Source organism: Frankia sp. Mgl5 (assembly GCF_023242985.1).
In the GTDB taxonomy this organism is placed as follows: Bacteria; Actinomycetota; Actinomycetes; order Frankiales; family Frankiaceae; genus Parafrankia; species Parafrankia soli.
The window spans coordinates 12784-31711 of the sequence record NZ_JALKFY010000853.1 but is presented as its reverse complement, the minus strand read 5'-3'; the positions used below and the strand labels follow the sequence as shown (position 1 = coordinate 31711).

Here is an 18928-nt window from a genome sequence, read left to right as displayed (position 1 = left end):
CAACCATGCGGAAATTCTCCTTCGGACGGCGCAACGGCCGTGGATTCGGCCTCGACAGCCACGACGTCGCGGTGTCGTCGGCGATCGTCGCCGTCACCCTGATCGCCGCGATTCTCATCGTCGCACTGGTGGACGATCAGGACCCCGGCGGCGGACCAGCCGGCGGCGGCCCGGTCGCCGTTCCCAGCGCGTCGGACATCCCGACACCCCCCCGAACCTCCGCACCTTCCACTCGGACGGCGACCGCCACGCCCTCCGCCTCGGCGAGCCCCACCTCGACCGATCCCGCCTCGCAGCCCCCCACCGAGCCCGCGCGGACGGAGTCCGCTTCGCCGACCTCGTCGCCAACGTCGTCGCCCAGCACTGCTCCGAACCTACCGCTCCGCCCCGAGGTGACTATTCTCAACAATTCCCCGACGGACGATTTGGCGGCAAAATCAGCCCCTCTGGTTCAGGCTGCGAATTTCGTTGTGCGCAGGACGGGGAACTACAGGGCAGCGGTGGCATTCGGTCATACGGTTATTCTTTACGAGGAAGGTGGTGAAGGTTTTGCGCGGGAGCTGGAGGCGGCGTTGCGGAGTCATGATGAAAAGAATATCGAGGTCAGGTTCAACAGGGGTGACAATATTCCGCCGGACGGTACCTTGATTCTCGTTCTGACGAGGTATTTCAAGGCTTGACCGAGAACGCCGCGCAGGGCTGATCTGCCGCCCGGCGCCGCACGCGGACCTGAGCACCACTGATCGGGCCCGGCGGTGCTCAGGTTCTGTGCCGGCTTCGGATCAGCTCACGGGCGCGGGCTTGTCGGAACCGCTTGTCTGGTCCGCCACGTCAGGCAGCACGTCGCCTGGCAGTCCCGCGTCGGCGGTCGGAACGGCCGATGGTTCGGCGGTCGGGGCGGTCGGGGCGGTGGGGATGGTGGCCGGTTCGGTGCCGTGGACGTCCACGTGGGGCAGGATGCGGTCGAGCCAGCCGGGGAGCCACCAGTTCGCGCGGCCGAGCAGGGCCATGGTGGCGGGCACCAGGATCATACGGATGATGGTCGCGTCGACCAGCACCGCGACGGCCATCCCGACGCCGACCATCTTCACCGTGACGTCCGGGTCGAGGGCGAAGCCGGCGAAGACCGCGATCATGATCAGGGCGGCGGAGCTGATGACCCGGCCGGTGGCGGCGAGGCCGCGCACGACGCTGCCGTGCGGGTCACCGGTGGTCAGGTAGTCCTCCCGGATGCGGGAGAGCAGGAAGACCTCGTAGTCCATGCTCAGACCGAACAGCACGGTGAACATGAGCACGGGCAGCCAGCTCGACATCGGCACGCTGTGCGGCAGGCCGAGCAGCTCGGCGCCCCAGCCCCACTGGAACACGGCGGTCACCACGCCGTAGGCGGCGGCGATCGAGAGCATGTTCATGACCGCGGCCTTCAACGCGACCACCGGTGAGCGGAACACGACCGTCAGCAGCAGCAGGGACACGCCGACGACGAAGCCGACCACCCACCACAGCCGGTCGGACAGCAGGCCGGACAGGTCGGTGAAGACCGCGGTCATACCGGTGATCTCGATGCCCGGTGGCAGGACGTCGGCGCGCAGGTGGCGGACCAGGTCGGCGGCACGCTTGTCGCTCGGTGCGACGGCGGGCGTCACGAAGACCACCGCGGCGTTCCCGCTCGGCGAGGTCACCGGCGGGGCGACGGCCGCGACGTCGGGCGTCGCCCTGATGCGGGTCACGAGCGCGGGGAGGTCGGCGGCGGGGACTCTGCGCAGGTCCACCGCGAGCATCAGCGGGCCGTTCGCGCCGGGGCCGTATTCGGCGGCGACCAGGTCGTAGGCGCGCCGCTGGTAGGTGGACTCCGGCTGACTGCCGGCGTCCTGCGGCCAGGTGCGCATCCCGAGGACGGGTGCCGCGAGCAGCAGCAGGAGCAGGAGAGCACCCAGCGCCCACGGGAGAGGCCGGCGTCCGATCCGGCCGGCCCAGGCGGCGGTGAGCGTCTGCCGGGCCGGGGAGCCGGCCGCCGCGACGCTGGCCTTCCCAACGTCGGCCGTGAGCGCGGCGCGGCCCCGGCGGCCCAGCAGTCGCGTCCCGGCCAGCCCGCACAGAGCGGGGACGAGGGTGAGCGCGGTGACGACCACGGTGACGACCACGGCCGCGGTGGTGAAGCCGGTGGTCACATAGGTGTTCAGCCCGACCAGCCGCAGCCCCATCAGGGAGAGCACGACGGTCACCCCGGCGAACAGCACCGACACCCCGGCGGTGCCGTTGGCGCGGGCGGCGGCCTCCCGGACGGTCAGGCCGGCCCGCAGGCCCTCGACGTGCCGGGTGATCAGCAGGAGGGCGTAGTCGATGCCGACCCCGATGCCGATCATCGAGGCGAGCGTCGGCGCGATGGTGCTGACGTCGGTGCCGGCCGCGATGAGGGTGATGCCGGCGCTGCCGATGCCCAGGCCGATGAGCGCCACCGCCAGCGGCACCCCGGCCGCGACGATCGAACCGAAGGCGACCAGCAGGATGACCAGGGCGAAGCCGACGCCGACCGCCTCGGCCCGGCCGTTGACCTCCTGGATGTTCTCGGCGACCTGACCGCCGAACTCGGCGGTGACGCCCGCGTCCGCGGCCGGCCTGGTCGCCTCGATGAGGTCGTCGACCGCGTCGGTGCCGCCCAGGTCGGTGACCGGCCGGTCGTACTGCACGTTGATGAGCGCCGTGTCGCCGTCCGCGGAGGGCCGCGGCGGGCTGACGAGGATGACGTCCGGCACCTCTGCGAGCCGGGCGGAGACGGCCGTGATGACCTCCGGGGCGAGCCGGCTGCCGTCGGCGGTGTGCAGCACGACCCGTGCCTGGGCCTCGGCGAGCACCGGGAACTCGGCGCGGAGCAGGTCGGTGCCCCGCTGCGACGCGGTGCCCGGGGCGTCGTAGTCGTCGTGGGGCTCGCCGCCCCAGGCCATGGCGAGCGCGGTCGCCACCACGAGCGCGGCGACCCACGCGCCGATCACCCGCCAGGGCCGGCCGGCGGCCAGCCATCCCACCCGGTACAGGAACCCGGACATCTTTCCTCCTTGGTGCGTGGCCGGTGCGGCCGGCTGGCGGGCGCCACGGTGCGCCGCGCGCTTTCACGTCTGCGACGACAGCGGACTGGCCGACTGTGACATCCCTATGTGGCTGGGTGTGTCGTATCCGCGACGCAAGCGTCGCTACGTCACGAAGCCGACGCCCGCGCGCGCCCGTGACACCTGCCTGCGCCGCCGGTGTCAGCGCCGGTGCGTGGCTGGTGTCAGCGGCGGGAGGCCAGTGCGAGGAAGCGGTGCGGCGGGTCGTCGTAACCGTCGAGCCGCCAGCCGGAGCCGGCGAGCAGGGGGCCGAGCCGGTCCGCCGCCAGCGGCTCGTCGGGGCGCAGCACGCGCCCGTGCCGGGCGGCGAGCGCCGCCCGGCCAGACGGATGGAAGATCGCCAGCCGGCCGCCGGGGCGGCTGACCCGGGCCAGCTCGGCAAGCCCGGCCGGCAGGTCGGGGAGGTGGGTGACCAGCCCGGCGGCGAACACCGCGTCAACCGCGCCGGTCCGCACGGGCAGGCGGCGGGCGTCGCCGAGGAGGAGATCGGCATGCCTCGCCCGGCCGTGTTCCCGGGCCACGGCGAGCATCTCGGGGGTGACATCCAGCCCGAGCACCGTGCCGGCCGGGCCGACGGCCGCGCGCAGCACGGGCAGCGCCCGGCCGGTGCCGCAGCCGACGTCGAGGACGGTCGCCCCCGTCGGCAGGCCCAGCTCGGCCACCGCCGCGGTGTAGGCGGGAGTGTCGTCGCCGAAGCGGGTGTCCCAGGTGGCGGCGCGTGCGGCGAAGAACGCCCGGCTCTCGGTGACGTGCCAGCCGTCGTCGGCCGCGAGCCGCTCCGCGACCCGGCGGATCACCGGCCACGCCGGATCGTGCAGGTCGACGACGACGTCCGCGGGCCGATCGGGATCGTCGTCGCGGCCAGCGCGGGTGCGCAGCTCGACGACCAGGTCCCAGGCTGTCGACGTGCGGTCGGCGGGCCGGCCGGAGCTGTGCGCGAGCAGCACCGTCTCGCCGGGCCGCGCGGCCGTCGTCGTCTCGGGGGCCGTCGTCTCGGGGGCCGCGGTCTCTGGGGCCGCCGTCTCGAAGGCCGCCGGCCGGACGCACGGCCGGCCGGCCCCGCGCACCGCCGCGGCCAGCCGGTCGGCGACCGCGGCGGCCCTCCGGCCGTCGGCACCCTCGACAAGTACGCGGGCCGCGCCGGCCGGCAGCAGCACACGGATCCGGTCGAGGACCTCGTCCCAGCGGCGGACCTGTTCGGCGGTCATCGCCTCCGGCAGCGGTGGCGCGGAACTGTCGTCGGACATCCACACATCATGGGCGAGCCGGCAGGCACGGCGGCGGCTGCCGGCGGCCGAAGGCCATGACCACACAGGGGTCGTGAGCCCGCAGGATGCGGTCGGTGGGTGTTGGGATTCTGCTGATCAGTGCACGATCCTGTTCCCAAGAGCGAGAGTGGGGTTCTACAGTTGGCGGGTGCCACGGCTGCGGTGACGGGGCTGTGCGGCGACAGGGCTGAGGAGGAAGCATGCCGGTGAGCAAGCCGAGTGAATTACCCGTGGGTGGCGGCGGACGCTGGCCCCTGACGGGGTTCCGCTCCGCCCAGTGGGGGGACATGGAAGTCGGGTACACGGCCACCGGGCCGCTCGACTGCACCAAGGGCTACATCGGTCTGCCCGGCGGTGTCTGTCAGTGCCCCCACTACGGTTATATGTTCAGCGGCAGGCTTCGCTGCGTGTACCCGGGTACCGACTGGCCGGACGAGGTCGCGGTGGCCGGCGAGGCGTATTTCTTCCCGGCCGGTCATGTCCTCATCTATGAGGAGCCGAGCGAGGTGCTCGAGCTCAATCCCGCCGCCGCGCTCCAGCAGCTGATCGACCATTTCGAGGCCATGGCGGCCAGCGGTGGGTTCACCAAGGACGACGGCTGATCCAGCCGACCCCGAGGGCGCCCGGACGCCCCGTACCAGGACGTCCGGGCACACCGCCGGCCTGACCCCGGTGGTCGGAACGAGACACGAGAGAACGAGAAGCCGTTTCTGTGAAAGACGACGAGTCGGGCGCCGCCGAGCTGCGGAACGTAGCTGCCGCGGCCATGCCGGTGTCGGCCGGCGCGGGAGCTGAACAAGCCGTCGAGGTGAATCCGGGTAACGTTTCGGTCGTGTCCTGGGCTGAGCGTGCCGCCGACCGGTCGCCGTCCGTGCAGCGGTCGAGATCGCGCAGCATGCGCCAGATGAAGGTCATCGTCGCCGCGGCCAAGCGGCTGATCGCGCAGAAGGGCACATCCTTCACGACGCAGGAGCTCGTGAAGGAGGCCGGTGTCGCGATGCAGACCTTCTACCGCCACTTCGAGGGCAAGGACCAGCTCCTCATGGCGGTCATCGAGGAGATGGTCACCGATCAGGCCGTGCGCTACGAGCAGGACGCCCGCGACCTGCCGGACCCGGTCGCCCGCCTGCGCCGCCACATCCTCTCGGTGCTCGGCTCGCTCGACGCCAGCGGGGACGAGAGCACCGGGCCCCGCTTCATCACCGCGGAGCACTGGCGCCTGCACCAGCTGTACCCGGAGGAGATGGCGCAGGCCACGCAGCCCTTCGCCGACCTCGTGGCGCGCGAGATCCGCGCGGCGCGCGACGCCGGCCTGCTGGCCCCGCAGGACGTCGAGCGCGACGCGGCACTGGTCGCCCGGCTCGTCATGTCCGTCTACCATCACTACGCCTTCGCGGCTGCTCCCGAGCCCGCAGAGGTGATCGCTGATCATCTCTGGGCGTTCTGCCTGGCGGGGCTCGGCGGCGACTCGGGCGGCGGGCGCCCGGCACGGCCGGTCAGACGTCCGCCTTCTTCGTGAGCCCGGCCAGCGGGAGCGCCCCGGCCGGGTGGGAGGGGCATAGCCATGAAGGTGCTGGTAGTCGGCGGAACCGGGCCGACCGGGCCGCACATCGTGCGAGGCCTGCTCGGTAGGGGGCACGACGTCACGATCTTCCACCGGGGAGCCCACGAGCCGCCGGAGCTCGCCGACGTCGAGCACATCCACGGCGATCCGCATTTCCGGGAGTCGATCGACGAGGCGCTCGGCTTACGGGAGTTCGACGTCGTCCTGGCCATGTACGGGCGGATGCGCCACCTGTCGCCGGCGCTCGCCGGGCGGTGCGGCCAGTTCGTCGGCATCGGCGGCGTGCCGATCTACCAGGGGTTCTTCCCGGGTGACGGGAGGCACCGGCTGCCGATCCCGGTGACCGAGGAGCACCCCGTCGTCCAGGAGCGGTCCGACGACCCGGCCGTCCGGTTCTCCCGGCGGCTGGTCGACGCGGAGGAGGCGGCGTTCGCGCACCACCCGGGCGCCACGCTCTTCCGTTTCCCCATGCTTTACGGGCCGAACAACGCCCGGCCGGCCGAGTGGTCGATCGTGCGGCGCGTGCGCGACGGGCGCCCGTACATCATCCTTCCGGACGGCGGATCACAGATCCACACCCGCTGCGCGGCACGCAACGCGGCGGCGTTCGTGCTCGCCGCGGTCGACCGCCCGCAGGCCGCCGCCGGTCAGGTCTACAACGCCGGTGATCCCACCGACTGGTCGCTGCGGCAGTGGGTCGAGCTGATCGTCCGCCTGATGGGCGCGGATCTCGAGGTGGTGGCGCTGCCGCGGGAGATCGCCGTCGAGGCCACGACGACGCTGCTGCCGCTGGCGGGCACGACGACGGAGCACTGCGTCCTGAGCACCGAGAAGGCGCGCCGCGAGCTCGGCTGCGAGGCGGTGATCGACACGGTCGAGGCGGTCGAGGAGCTGCTGGCGTGGTACGCCGAGCGACCCGGCTTCGACGTCAGCACCAGCCCGTCGTTCACCGACCGGTTCGACTACGCGACCGAGGACGCGCTGGTCGCCGAGTACCGGTCCGCCCTCGACCGGGTGCGCTCGGCCGTCGACCAGTACGCCGCGCCGCCGGTGCACAGCATGCCGCACCCGACCGAGCCCGGGAAGGTGGACCACCGTGGCCGCTGACCTGCCCGAAGTCTCCCGGGACGGGGACCGGCGGTGTGATCCGGCGGTACGTTACCGGTCATGCCCGACTTATTGGAGGACCGGGTCGTCGTGGTCACCGGCGGCGCCAGCGGGATCGGCCGCGCGAGTGTCCTGCGCTTCCTCGCCGCCGGCGCGCGTGTGGTCTTCGGCGATGTGAACGACGCGACCGCCCGGCGGCTGCTCGACGAGGTCGCCGACCCCGCCCGGCTCCATTTCGAGCGGGCGGACGTGTCCGACGAGGCGGAGGTCGCCGCGCTCGTCGCCGCGGCCGTCGAGCGGTTCGGGCGCCTCGACGTCATGTTCAACAACGCCGGGGTCGGCGGGGCGTTCGGCCCGCTCACCGACATCGACGTCGCCGACTGGGACCGCACCTTCGGCGTGATCAGCCGTGGGATGTTCCTCGGGACGAAGCACGCCGCCCGGGCGATGATTGCCCAGGGTGGCGGCGGGTCGATCATCAACAACTCCTCGGTCGCCGGAGTCGGCGGCGGCGGCGGCCCGACCGCGTACTCCGCGGCGAAGGCCGCGGTCATCAACTTCACCTGCAACGCGGCCGTGGAACTGGCGGCCCACCGCGTCCGGGTCAACGCGATCTGCCCCGGCCTCGTCGACACGCCGCTGGTGATGGGACGTGACGAGGCGGCGATCCGGGCCCGGATGGCGACCTTCCAGCCCTGGCCCGACCTGGGCCGGCCCGAGGACATCGCCGGACTCGTGCTCTTCCTCGCCGGGCCGGACAGCACGTTCCTCACCGGAGAGGCGATCACGATCGACGGCGGGATGGTCGCCTGGGGCCCGCGGATGACCGACACGTCCGACCCCCGCGGCGTGACCCGCCGGTTCACGGGCTTCACCGAGGGCTCGACCGGCCGTCCACTGACCAAGCGCCCCCTGGACGGCGCCGGCACCTGAGGCCGGGCGGCGTGCTCCCGCCCAGGGGCGTGCTCCCGCCCGGGGGCGCGCTCCTGCCGCGGCGCGGGCTTCCGTCGCGGAGTGGGCTTCGGTCAGAGACCGAAGGCCCCGCCCTCGACGAGGATCGTCAGGCCGATGGCAACCAGGGCCAGCGGCAGCAGCACGTGCCCCCAGCGGCTCAGCGCGCGGGCGACCGGCGGCCTCGTGGCAAGGAACCAGCCGGCCGCGCACCAGACACCCACCAGCACGAGGAAGACCACCGCGTGGACGGCCGTCCCGCCCGCGCCGACCGCGGTGAAGACCGGGACGTACACGCCGAGGTTGTCGCCGCCGTTCGCGAAGGTGACCGCGGCGACCTCGAGCGCGGCCGGCCCCCTGCGCGAAGCGTCCCTGTCCTGCTCCTCACCCCCGGCCTCGTCATCGGGGTCGGGGCCGGCGGGATCTCCGGTCGTCGCGGCCGCGCGGTCGCCGCGTTCCGCCAGGGACCGCCGGGCCGCGCGTAGGCCCAGGGCGAGCGGGAGCAGGCCGAGGTAGGCGATCGCGGACTCGGGCAGGAGCGCCGCTCCGGACGCGGCGGCGACGGCGACGGTGACGATTCCGACGAACCCGACGTACTGGCCGGCGACGATCCGCGGCACGGCGCGCCGGTCACCGGCGCCGCGGGCGAAGAACAGCGCCAGCACCAGGATGTCGTCGATGTTGGTGACGGCGAACAGGCCGATCGCCTGCCCGACGGCGCCCGGGTTCACGCGGTCGCGACGGGCGGGGCAAACGGCACCGGCCGACCGTACCGGGCGTGTTCCCGGCCGCTGACCGGCGGTTCGCCACGGCTGTGACGCGGTTCGCGACGGCCGCGAGAAGCGAGGGGCCCGACCGGGTGGGCCGCAGGTCGGGGCGGCTCGGGGCCTTTACACCCCGATCGGCCGGGATGGCCACTCTACGATGCGGTTGTGACGCGCCGCGCGTCCAAAGTCGCGGCTCCATCCTGGAACTATTGCTCAGTGACTACTGTGCGCCCACCACGGAGTAGCGGAGCGGTGTGGGGGTTCCGGGTTCTGGTCACGTAACGTGTTCGAACCTGTACCACTCAACATCGAGAATAGATGGCCTGACGCTGACGTTGCGCCCTCGCCGAGGAGACGATCGTGCACGCCGAGCACCACGAGCCAAGAAAACAGCCGTCGTCGGTGACGCCTGCCCCGACCACGCTGCCCTACCCGTCCGAGCCCGCCACGGACCGCGCGAAGATCCCAGACCACGCGGACAGCCCGGGCCACACCGAGAACCCGGACCACCCGGAGAAGCCGGACCGCCTTCCGGGCCGCCGCCCGTGGCGCCGCGCCCGGCGTGCGCCAGCCAGCCCCGCCGCTGACAGCCCCGCCGCCGACAGCTCCGACGACCCCGCCTCCGACGACCCCGCCTCCGACGACCCCGCCTCCGGCGGCGCCGCCCGGCACGACCCCGACGGCACCGGCCGTCCCGGGTCCGGCGGCTCGGCCGGCCGCACCCTCCGGGGAGCCTGGCGCCACGACCTGGAGGCGTCCGTCGTCGTCTTCCTGGTGGCGCTTCCGCTCTCGCTGGGCATCGCGGTCGCCTCGGGCGCCCCGGTGGTCGCCGGCATCATCGCGGCGGTCGTCGGCGGAGTCGTCGCCGGCGCCGTCGGCGGAGTCCCGCTGCAGGTCTCCGGCCCCGCGGCCGGCCTCACCGCCGTGGTGGCCGAGATCGTCGCCACGCACGGCTGGCGGGTCGCCTGTTTCGTCACCGCCGCCGCGGGCGTGGTGCAGATCCTTTTCGGCCTGAGTCGGGTCGCCCGCGCGGCCCTGGCCATCTCACCCGCGGTCGTGCACGGCATGCTCGCCGGCATCGGCCTGACCATCGTCATCGGGCAGATCCACGTCGTGCTCGGCGGCACCGCCGGCTCGGCCGCCTGGGACAACCTGATCGTCCTGCCCGGCGAGATCGTGTCGCCGGCCGTCCCGGCGGCGGCGCTGCTCGGCATCGCGACCATCGCGCTGACCGTGGTGTGGACGCGGCTGCCCCGGCCGTTGTCGTCCATACCGGCACCGCTGGCCGCGGTGTCGATGGTGACTGCGGCGTCGCTCCCGTTCGACGTCCCGCGGGTCGCCCTGCCCGACGACCTGCTGGGCGCGATCGCCCTGCCCGCGCTGCCCGCCGGCGGTGACTGGGGCGCGATCACGCTGGCCGTGCTGACAGTCGCCCTGGTCGCGAGCATCGAGTCGCTGCTGTCGGCGGTCGCCGTCGAGGCGATGCACTCCGGCCCGCGCGGCGACCTCGACCGCGAGCTGCTCGGCCAGGGCGCCGCGAACACGGTCTCCGGCCTGCTCGGCGGGCTGCCGGTCACCGGCGTCATCGTCCGCAGCTCGACGAACGTCCGCGCCGGTGCCCGCACCCGCGCCTCGGCGATCCTGCACGGCCTGTGGATGGCCGGATTCGCGCTGCTGCTGGCGCCGCTGGTCGGGCGCATCCCGCTCGCCGTGCTCGCCGGCCTGCTGGTCGTGATCGGCATCCGCCTCGTCGACCTCGCGCACATCCGCGCGATCGCCCGGCACGGCGAGCTGGCGATCTACCTGACGACGGTCGTCGGCGTGGTGCTGTTCAACCTGCTCGAGGGCGTCCTGATCGGGATCGCCACCGCACTGCTGCTCGCCCTGCGCCGGACGCTGGTGGCGCCGGTCCACGTGCACCCGCCCACCGGCCCCGGCTCGCCGTGGCGGGTCGTCGTCGAGGGCGCGCTGACCTTCCTCTCCCTGCCCAGGCTGTCCCGCCGGCTCGCCGAGGTGCCCGCCGGGGCGTCCGTCCGCCTCGACCTGGCGGTCGACTACCTCGACCACGGCGCGCACAAGATGCTGGACGACTGGATCGCCGAGCGGCATCGCGCCGGTGCCACGGTGACCGTCGACGAGGTGGGGGCCGCACCGCTGGCCATCCCCACCGTCGCGGCCCGGCCCCGCGAGGGACGACTCTCCAAGAGCCTCTTCGGGGGGCGTTCCACCGGCCGGCACGCCCGGTCGGCGCGGCCGCCGCGCTGGCTCGCCCCCTGGTCGGACTGGCAGCACGGCCAGCTCCACGACCGCCAGCACCTGCTCAACGGCGTGGACGAGTTCCACCGCCGGACGGCCCCGATGATCGAGCCGTTCCTCACCGAGCTGACCGCGGGGCAGCGGCCGTCGACCCTGTTCATCACCTGCAGCGACTCGCGGCTCGTGCCGAACGTGATCACGAGCAGCGGCCCGGGGGACCTGTTCACCGTGCGCACGCCGGGCGCGTTCGTCCCCGGTCCGCAGGCGGTCGGCGACTCGACCCTGGCCGCGATCGAGTACGCCGTCGAGGTGCTCCGCGTCCGGACCATCGCCGTCTGCGGACATTCCGGATGCGGTGCGGTCGCCGCCCTGCTCGACCGGGGCACACCCGGCCACAGCGGCTCCAGTGTGGGCCCGCTGCGCAACCTGGAGGCCTGGCTGCGCCACGGCGAACCGGCCCTGGCCCGCGCGGCCCGCGACGCCGGTGGCCTTCCACCGGAGCCCGACGAGTTGAGCCGGGTCAGCGTCGCGCAGCAGCTCGTCGCGCTGCGCGGGCTGTCCGTGGTGCGCCGCGCCGAGGCCGAAGGCCGGCTGCAGCTGGTCGGCATGTGGTTCGACATCGCCACGGCGCGCGCGATCGTCCTGAACGAGTCGACCGACCGGTTCGAGATCCCGACCGTCAGCGTCGTCCCAGCGTTGGAGAGCGGACAGCGCCTGGCCGACGCCACCCGGGGCTGACCCGTCGGTCGGCCCCACCCCGAGCACGGCGCGGGTGGCGGCGGGCGGCACCCGACCCGCCGCCACCCTGCCTGCCGTCTCGCCCAGCTCCGGCCTCGACTTGCCGGGTCGGGTTCCCGCCAAGGACAGAAGCTGTCCGCGAGGGTTCCTATCGTCGGCTCCACAGTCATCCGGCGAGCAGTCACCGGCGAGCAGAGGTGGGAACCATGAACAGCACCGTGGACGTCGAGAGCGGCCCCGAGGCCGGCACCGTCACTGAGGCCGGCACCGTCACCGACCCGAACACGGTCAGCGAGGCGGACAGCGCCGTCGAGGGCGGGACCGTCAGCGAGAAGGAGGACCTGCTCGCGACGCTGGCGAAGCACCGGCACTTCCTGCGCTACACCGTCCGTGACCTGACCGATGAACAGGCTGCCCGGCGCACCACCGTCAGCGCGCTGTGTCTCGGCGGGCTGATCAAGCATGTCACCGCGACCGAGCGGTCCTGGGTCGACTTCATTCTCGGCGGAGACCGGCAGACGGACGCCGAGAGCTGGATGAAGCAGCACCAGATGCTGATGGGCGACACCCTGACCGGCCTGATCGCCGACTACGAGGCCACGGCCGAGCGGACCACGGAGGTTGTCGGGTCGCTGCCCGATCTCGGTGTGACCCGGCCGCTGCCCGAGGCCCCGTGGTTCGAGCCCGGGGCGCGCTGGTCGATGCGGCGCGTCCTGCTCCACCTCATCGCCGAGACGTCGCAGCACGCCGGCCACGCGGACATCATCCGCGAGAGCCTCGACGGCAGCCGCACCATGGGCTGAGCGGAGCCGAGCGGGCCGCCGCCCCCGGGCGGCGCCCGGTCACTCGGCGAGTTCCGCCCGCGCGAGTGCCACCCGCTCGAGGTGGCCGTTCATCTCGGCGCGGAAGGCCTCGAGCCGGCCGATCTTCTCGTCGATCTCGTTCCGGAGTTGCGTGTACGCCTCCTCGGCGTCGTCGAGGAGCTGGGCCCGCTCGACCGCGTCGGACGAGGCGCGGTAATCCACGCGTACCCGGGCTCGAACCACGGGGCCTCGCGGCGGCCGGGTGGCGGCTGGCGAGGCGTCGCGCGGGCGACACGGGATGGAGGTTCCGCCGTCCTCAATTCAGCGGTAACGTCACTACCGTGAAAACGGGGCCAGTGACGCGCACCTACCAGCAGCGACGGCGGGCCGAGTCGGCGGACGCGAACACCGAGCGCATCCTCGCCGCGGGCGCCGAGCTGTTCGGGGAGCGGCCGTTCGACCAGATCACCCTCGCCGCGGTCGCCGAGCGGGCCGAGGTCGGCGTCCAGACCGTCATCCGGCGGGTCGGTACGAAGGACGGGCTCGTCCGCGCCGTCAACGCCTGGCTGGTCCCGCAGATCGAGGGGGACCGGGGCGAGCCGGACGTCTCCGACCCGGCGGGGGTCGCCGAGCGCCTGGCCCGCCAGTACGAGCGGTGGGGGCAGGTGACCGACCGCGCCATCCGCCAGCAGGACGTCTCCCCGGCACTGGCGGAGGCCGCGGCCGCCGGTCGGCAGGCCCACCGGGCCTGGACGGCCGCCGCGTTCGCCGCCGAGCTCGACCGCCGGCCCCCGGCCGACCGGCACGACCTGCTCGGCCGGCTCACGGCCGTGTGCGGCGTCGAGCTCTGGCTCGTGCTCCGCAACGACGAGGGGCTCTCCGTCGAGGCCACCCGCGCGGCGGTCGCCGACCTCATCGCGGCCTGCCTGGGCGGCCCGGGCTCCAGCGTGGCCGGTCCGGACTCGTCCACCACTTCCTAGGCCACTGCTCCCCAGGCCACCACTCCCTGGCCCGCCGGTCCCCAGCTCGCCCCGGCCTCTCGCCGCCGCGATCCGCATCCACCCCATCCCGCCGCGTCGTCTCCCGAGATCCCACGTCCCGCGTTCTCCGCCGGTGCCTCCAGCTCCAGGCGGCGGTCCGCCCTGCCCAAGGAGTGCCCACATGGCCCGCTACCTCGTCTACTGCACGACTGCTCCCGGTCACCTGTTTCCGCTGGTCCCAGGCCTGCGCGCCCTGCGCGACCGGGGGCACGAGATCCACCTGCGCATCGGCGCGCGGCTGGTGGACGGCCCGTGGGCCGACGGCCTGAACGTCGCGCCGACCGACCCGCGCATCGACGAGATCGAGGTCAAGGCGGACGCCACCGGCAGCGGCCCGGCCCAGCTCCGGCGGGCACTGGCCGGGCTGATGTCGCGCGGCCCGCTCGAACGGGCCGACCTCCAGCGGGCCGTCGCCGAGGTGGACCCGGACGTGATCCTCGTCGACACCAATGCCTATGGCGCCGCGATCGCGGCCCGGGCTTCGGGCCGGCCGTGGGGGATCGTGCTGCCTTCCCTGGTCGCTCTGCCCGGCAAGGGGATCCCCCCATACGGTCTGGGTCTCGCGCCGGCGCGGGGACCGCTCGGACGGCTGCGCGACCGGGTGCTCTGGCCGGTGGTCGTCCGCAAGTTCGGCGCGGCGATGCTGCCGCCGCTCAACGCCATGCGCGCGGACGCCGCCCTCCCGCCGCTGACCAGCCCGATCGACTACTTCCAGGAGGCCGACCGGCTGCTGGTGCTGACCGGCGACCCGCTGGAGTACCCGCGCTCGGACGCACCGGAGCAGGTCCGCTTCGTCGGCGCCCAGATCTACGACCCGCCGGGCGAGGCGCCGGCCTGGCTCACCGAGGACGGCGACCCCTGGGTGCTCGTCACCACCTCGACCGACTACCAGGGCGACGAACGCCTCGCCGTGGCCGCCGTCGAGGCCCTGCGCGACGAGCCGGTCCGCGTGGTGATCACCCTGGCGGACGCCTACGGGCACGTCGAGCTGCCGGCCGCGGCGAACGTCCGGGTCGAGCGGTTCGTGCCGCACGGCCCGGTGCTCGAGCGCGCCGCCGCCGTCATCTGCCACAGCGGGATGGGCATCGTGCACAAGGCCATCGCCGCCGGTGTGCCCGTCGTCGCCGTGCCGTTCGGGCGGGATCAGCCCGAGGTCGCGCGCCGGGTCGTGGAGGCCGGCGCAGGCGTCATGCTGCCGGCCAGGCGGCTGACCGCGCAGCGGCTGCGGGACGCGCTGCGCACCGCGATGAGCAGGCGCGCCGGGGCGCTGAACGCCGCACGCCGGATCAGGGCGAGCGGCGGCGGCGAGAGCTTCGCCACCGAGGCCGAGGGCCTCGCGTCCGCGCCGCGGCCCGCCGCCGCACGGTCCGCCGCCTGACGGGGAGGGTGGTCCGCGCCGAGACCGTCCGGCCCGGCCGCGGACCCCGGCCGTCGAATCGGGCGGAGAGTCGGGCGGAGATCAGGGCGCTCGGCGCTGACTACCATTGTCGCCATGACCCGACTCGGAGCCTCCGTCGACCATGTCACCGCGCTGCTCGGCGGGGCCGACCTGGCGTCCGACGCCTCCGTGCGTGAGCTGCTGGAGCAGACCACCGAACGCCGCGGCCTCGACCTCTCCGACCTCGCCCCCGCCGAGCAGGCGGCCCTGATCGCCGAGCGCTCGCAGGACCTGCAGCCCTCACCGGAGGCGCTGGCGGCCCGCATCGGCGACGCGGCGGCCCGGTCGCGTCCCTTCGTGGCGAAGTTCGGCATCGACCCGACCGGCGCCGAGGTCCACCTCGGCCACGCGGTGCCGATGCTGCTCCTGAGCCGGTTCGCGCGGATGGGGCACCGCGTCGTGTTCATCGTCGGTGACATCACCGCCAAGATCGGCGACCCGTCCGGCCGGTCGGACGAGCGCCCGGCGCTCACCGACGAGGACATCGCCCGCAACCTGACCACCTACCGGGCCCAGGTCACCCCGTTCTTCGACTTCGAACGGGCCGAGTTCCGCCGCAACGGCGACTGGCTGCGCGAGGTGAGGCTGCCGCGGCTGCTGGAGATCGTCTCGCGCATCCCGGTGTCGATGTCGCTGCAGCGGGAGGACTTCCGGCGTCGCCTCGACGCCGGCCACGGGCTCTCCCTGGCCGAGTTGCTGTACTCGGTGGTGATGGCGCTGGACTCGGTCGAGGTCGACAGCGACCTGGAGATCGGTGGCATCGACCAGTTCCTGAACATGCAGATGTGCCGCAAGGTCATGGAGATCTGCGGCCAGACCCCGGAGATCGTCGTGGCCACCTCGCTGATCGAGGGCACCGACGGCACCGGCGCCAAGATGAGCAAGAGCCGCGGCAACTACGTCCCGCTGACGGCCGCGCCCGGTGAGATCTTCGGGAAGATCATGTCCGTGCCGGACCGGCTCGTCGAGCCGTACTTCCGCGCGCTCAGCGAGTGGCGCGACTCCGAGCTCGCCGTCCTGGCCGCCCGGCGCGAGGCCGGCACGGCGCACCCGATGGACCTCAAGAAGATCCTCGCCGGCGAGGTGACGGCGGCGATCCACGGGGTGGACGCCGCGATGACGGCCCGGGCCGAGTTCGTCGCGCGGTTCTCCCGCCGCACCTTCGCCGAGGTCGACGACCTGCCGGTGCTCTCCGATCTCGGCGCGACCGTCGCCGACGCGGTGCGGGGGCTCGGGTTCGCGAAGAGCAACGGCGACGTCCGCCGGGTCGCGGAGCAGAACGGGCTGCGGCTGGTGGTCGAGTCCGAGGAGGGCCAGACCCAGGTGCCGCTCACGCCGGACGACGTCCGGGAACCGCTGTCCGCCGTCCTCAAGGACAGGCTCGACGGCCGGCCCGGTGCCGCGTATCTCAAGGTCGGCCGCAAGCTGGCGCGGATCGAGCCTGCCGGCTGACGGCACCCGCCGCGCGGGCACCGGTCGCACGGCGTCGGTGTCAGGGGTCCTGAGCCTCCGTGCGGGCGGTCTCCGCCGGCGGTGAGCCGGGGTGCGCCGCCGGGGTCTCGGGCGGTGCCGGTTCCGGTGGCGGAGTGGTCCGCGGGGGCGTCTCCGTCGGGGGTGCGGTGGTCCTGGGCAGGTCCTCCGGCGTCGCTGGCGGGGGCGGGTCGGTGGCCATGGGTGATCCCGGCGTCGGGTGCGGCTGCGCTGGTGGGGGGTTCGTCGCGCCCGAGCCCTGCGACGGGAACGGCCAGGACGGACCCGGACCCGGCGCCTGCGGCACGGCCGGTGGGCGCTGTGTCCCGGGTGTGGCCGGTTGGCCGGCGCTCCCGCCGGACTGCGGGGCGGCCGGCGCCTGAACCGGGCCGCCGGCCGGTCCCCGGCCCGTTCCCGGATCCTGGCCCGTGCCCGGCAGGCCCTGCTCCAGTCCGCCCGCGACGCCGCCGACGGTGCCTCCGGTCGCTTCGCCGGGCATCCCCGCGGACGTGCCGCCCGCCGCGCCGTCCGCCAGGCCGTCCGACGTGCCACCCGGCGTGCCGGCGGATGTCCCGGCGCCGCGGCCGTCGGTGGTGCGCCGGCTGCCCGCCGACTGCCGCTCGGCCGACCGCCGTTCCGCCACGCCTCCGGCGGTCGGCGTGGGCGGCGGGCTCGACGGCGCCCGAGGGGCCTGCGCGCCGTCGCCCCAGCTCGGGAGCAGCTCCCACGGGGTGAGGACGCTGCGCGCCGGCGTCATCGCGACGACCGTGGCGATGGCCAGCGCGGACGCCGAGACCACCAGCCCCCGCACCGGGCGGCGGGCTGGCTCGGTGGGACGGTCCACCACGGCCGGATGCCGCAGCCGCTGGCTGATCTCGGCGATCACCGGCACGGGCAGCCAGCTGGGCGGGCGGGGGCTGGCCCCGAGCTGGGCGTGGCAGCGGCCCAGGATCTCGGCCGGCGTCGGCCGCCGCTGCGGCGCCTTGGCCAGGCACGACTCGATCAGCGCGCGCAGGTCGCCGTCCACGCCGGTCAGCTCCGGCTCCCCCCGGACCACGCGGTAGATCACATCGGCGGTGTTGCCATCGCCGAAGGCGTTGCGCCCGGTCGCGGCGAAGGTGAGCACCGACCCGAGGGCGAACACGTCGGAGGCCGCGTCCACCCGTTCACCGCGGGCCTGCTCGGGCGACATGTACGGCGGCGATCCGATGATCTTCCCGGTGGTGGTGCTGCCCGCGTGGTCGGCTGCCCGCGCGATCCCGAAGTCGATCACGCGGGGCCCGTCGATCGCCAGCAGCACGTTCGCCGGCTTCAGGTCACGGTGCACGACCCCCGCGCCGTGGATGGCGACGAGCGCCTCCGTCACCCCGGCGGCCAGCCGGAGCAGGCTGGACGGCGGCAGCGGGCCGTTGCGCAGCACGCTGTCGCGCAGCGTCGGGCCGTGGATGTAGGCGGTGGCGAGCCACGGGCGGTCCGCGGCGACGTCCGCGGCGATGAGCGGCGCGGTGAACAGGCTGTTCACCCGGCCCATCGCGGCGACCTCCCGCTCGAAACGACGCCGGAACTCGCTGTCGGACGCCATGTCAGCGCGGATGACCTTCACCGCGACCGGCCGCTGCCCCGGGGAGTGGCCCAGATACACCGCGCCCATGCCGCCGGAGCCCAGCCGGCCGCGCAGCCGGAACGGCCCGACCTCCCGAGGGTCGTCGGCGTTGAGCGGGGCGAGGAAGTCGTCGGCCGGCCCGCCGCTGGAACGCTGGGAGGGGACCCTGCCGGGGGACGCGTGGGGTGGGCGTGATCCGGGCGGCGCGCCGCTGGTGCGCGGCGGCCACGGCCCGACCGGCGGCGGCTGCGACGGGACGTCCGCCCCGGGCGGGGCTATCCGGGTCTCGCGCTCCGCCTCCAGGATCGCCGCGAGCTCGTGCCACCGCGCCACCCAGGAGCCGACGTCCCCACCGCAGGCGGACACAAAGGCGCACAGGACGTCCAGCGCCGGCAGCGACCCGCCGCTGGCGGCGCCGGCCAGGATCTCCGCCGGCATTCCGCTGCGTCGCGCCAGGGTCCGGTACGAGGGATTTCCCGCCCCGCGCCGCACCGCGCGAAGATCGCGCCCGAACGCGCCGACCGGGCCGGTCGGCGGGGTCGTCGTACTCTTCCGTGCTCGCACAGTGCGTCGGTCCTCCTCCGGGGCGCGGGCGCGGGTGACCGGACGGCCGGTGGCGCTGGCGGGATCCTGCCAGCGTGCATACTCCACGTCGCCAACTGGACACGCAGCGAAGCTGACGAGTTTCCGACAGGGGTGCGGCGCGCATCACGACCCGCTCGGCGCGCGGACCCGCTCGGTGCGGGGCGGATCCGCCCAGCGGGACGCGCGGACACGCACGGCGGGATCGAGGTGAGCGCGAGGCCCGTGCCCGGG

At 74.0% G+C, this 18928-nt stretch carries 15 protein-coding genes; 10 read left to right on the top strand and 5 right to left on the bottom strand.

Annotated features, from left to right (window positions below; translation table 11 throughout):
- The first annotated feature begins 5 nt into the window (after window positions 1–5).
- Window positions 6–680, top strand: a complete 675-nt coding sequence (locus MXD62_RS37935) for a LytR C-terminal domain-containing protein (RefSeq protein ID WP_248834134.1) — start codon at window positions 6–8, stop codon at window positions 678–680.
- Window positions 681–782: 102 nt separating this feature from the next.
- Here the strand turns inward: MXD62_RS37935 and MXD62_RS37930 are convergent, their stop codons facing one another.
- Window positions 783–3047 (bottom strand): MMPL family transporter, encoded by a 2265-nt coding sequence (locus MXD62_RS37930; protein WP_248834133.1) that lies wholly within the window; start codon window positions 3045–3047, stop codon window positions 783–785.
- A 224-nt stretch (window positions 3048–3271) separates the two neighbouring features.
- Window positions 3272–4354 (bottom strand): class I SAM-dependent methyltransferase, encoded by a 1083-nt coding sequence (locus MXD62_RS37925; RefSeq protein ID WP_248834132.1) that lies wholly within the window; start codon window positions 4352–4354, stop codon window positions 3272–3274.
- Between the two features lie 221 nt (window positions 4355–4575).
- Between MXD62_RS37925 and MXD62_RS37920 the strand changes: the two genes are divergently transcribed.
- The 4 genes from MXD62_RS37920 (at window position 4576) to MXD62_RS37905 (ending at window position 7979) form a co-directional block, all read left to right on the top strand.
- A complete protein-coding gene (locus MXD62_RS37920; RefSeq protein ID WP_020462702.1) occupies window positions 4576–4977 on the top strand; it encodes a hypothetical protein in 402 nt (133 codons plus the stop codon).
- A 230-nt stretch (window positions 4978–5207) separates the two neighbouring features.
- The gene (locus MXD62_RS37915; RefSeq protein WP_248834177.1) at window positions 5208–5894 is read left to right on the top strand and encodes a TetR/AcrR family transcriptional regulator; all 687 of its coding nucleotides are present in this window, start codon (window positions 5208–5210) and stop codon (window positions 5892–5894) included.
- A 45-nt stretch (window positions 5895–5939) separates the two neighbouring features.
- Complete coding sequence (locus tag MXD62_RS37910) at window positions 5940–7046, top strand: NAD-dependent epimerase/dehydratase family protein (RefSeq protein WP_248834131.1); 1107 nt, start codon at window positions 5940–5942, stop codon at window positions 7044–7046.
- A gap of 60 nt (window positions 7047–7106) precedes the next feature.
- A complete protein-coding gene (locus MXD62_RS37905) occupies window positions 7107–7979 on the top strand; it encodes an SDR family oxidoreductase (protein ID WP_248834130.1) in 873 nt (290 codons plus the stop codon).
- Window positions 7980–8071: 92 nt separating this feature from the next.
- Here MXD62_RS37905 and MXD62_RS37900 read toward each other — a convergent pair whose 3' ends face one another.
- Window positions 8072–8728, bottom strand: a complete 657-nt coding sequence (locus tag MXD62_RS37900) for a cadmium resistance transporter (protein ID WP_248834129.1) — start codon at window positions 8726–8728, stop codon at window positions 8072–8074.
- Window positions 8729–9124: 396 nt separating this feature from the next.
- On the opposite strand from MXD62_RS37900, the gene MXD62_RS37895 reads away from it, so the two are divergent.
- A complete protein-coding gene (locus MXD62_RS37895; RefSeq protein ID WP_308301392.1) occupies window positions 9125–11758 on the top strand; it encodes a bifunctional SulP family inorganic anion transporter/carbonic anhydrase in 2634 nt (877 codons plus the stop codon).
- Between the two features lie 206 nt (window positions 11759–11964).
- Window positions 11965–12561 (top strand): DinB family protein, encoded by a 597-nt coding sequence (locus MXD62_RS37890; protein WP_248834127.1) that lies wholly within the window; start codon window positions 11965–11967, stop codon window positions 12559–12561.
- A 39-nt stretch (window positions 12562–12600) separates the two neighbouring features.
- Here MXD62_RS37890 and MXD62_RS37885 read toward each other — a convergent pair whose 3' ends face one another.
- Entirely contained in the window at window positions 12601–12783 is a 183-nt protein-coding gene (locus tag MXD62_RS37885; RefSeq protein WP_248834126.1) for a hypothetical protein, read from the bottom strand.
- Window positions 12784–12902: 119 nt separating this feature from the next.
- Here MXD62_RS37885 and MXD62_RS37880 point away from each other — a divergent pair, with 119 nt between their 5' ends.
- From MXD62_RS37880 to tyrS, 3 genes are all read left to right on the top strand, one after another.
- The gene (locus MXD62_RS37880) at window positions 12903–13541 is read left to right on the top strand and encodes a TetR/AcrR family transcriptional regulator (protein WP_248834125.1); all 639 of its coding nucleotides are present in this window, start codon (window positions 12903–12905) and stop codon (window positions 13539–13541) included.
- Window positions 13542–13722: 181 nt separating this feature from the next.
- Window positions 13723–14979 carry a nucleotide disphospho-sugar-binding domain-containing protein gene (locus MXD62_RS37875; protein WP_248834124.1) on the top strand — a complete coding sequence of 419 codons (1257 nt, stop codon included), beginning with the start codon at window positions 13723–13725 and terminating at the stop codon, window positions 14977–14979.
- Between the two features lie 114 nt (window positions 14980–15093).
- Window positions 15094–16491: a tyrosine--tRNA ligase gene (gene tyrS, locus MXD62_RS37870; RefSeq protein ID WP_248834123.1), complete on the top strand. Its 1398-nt coding sequence runs from the start codon at window positions 15094–15096 to the stop codon at window positions 16489–16491.
- A gap of 40 nt (window positions 16492–16531) precedes the next feature.
- Here tyrS and MXD62_RS37865 read toward each other — a convergent pair whose 3' ends face one another.
- Window positions 16532–18676 carry a serine/threonine-protein kinase gene (locus tag MXD62_RS37865; RefSeq protein WP_248834122.1) on the bottom strand — a complete coding sequence of 715 codons (2145 nt, stop codon included), beginning with the start codon at window positions 18674–18676 and terminating at the stop codon, window positions 16532–16534.
- Window positions 18677–18928: the final 252 nt, after the last annotated feature.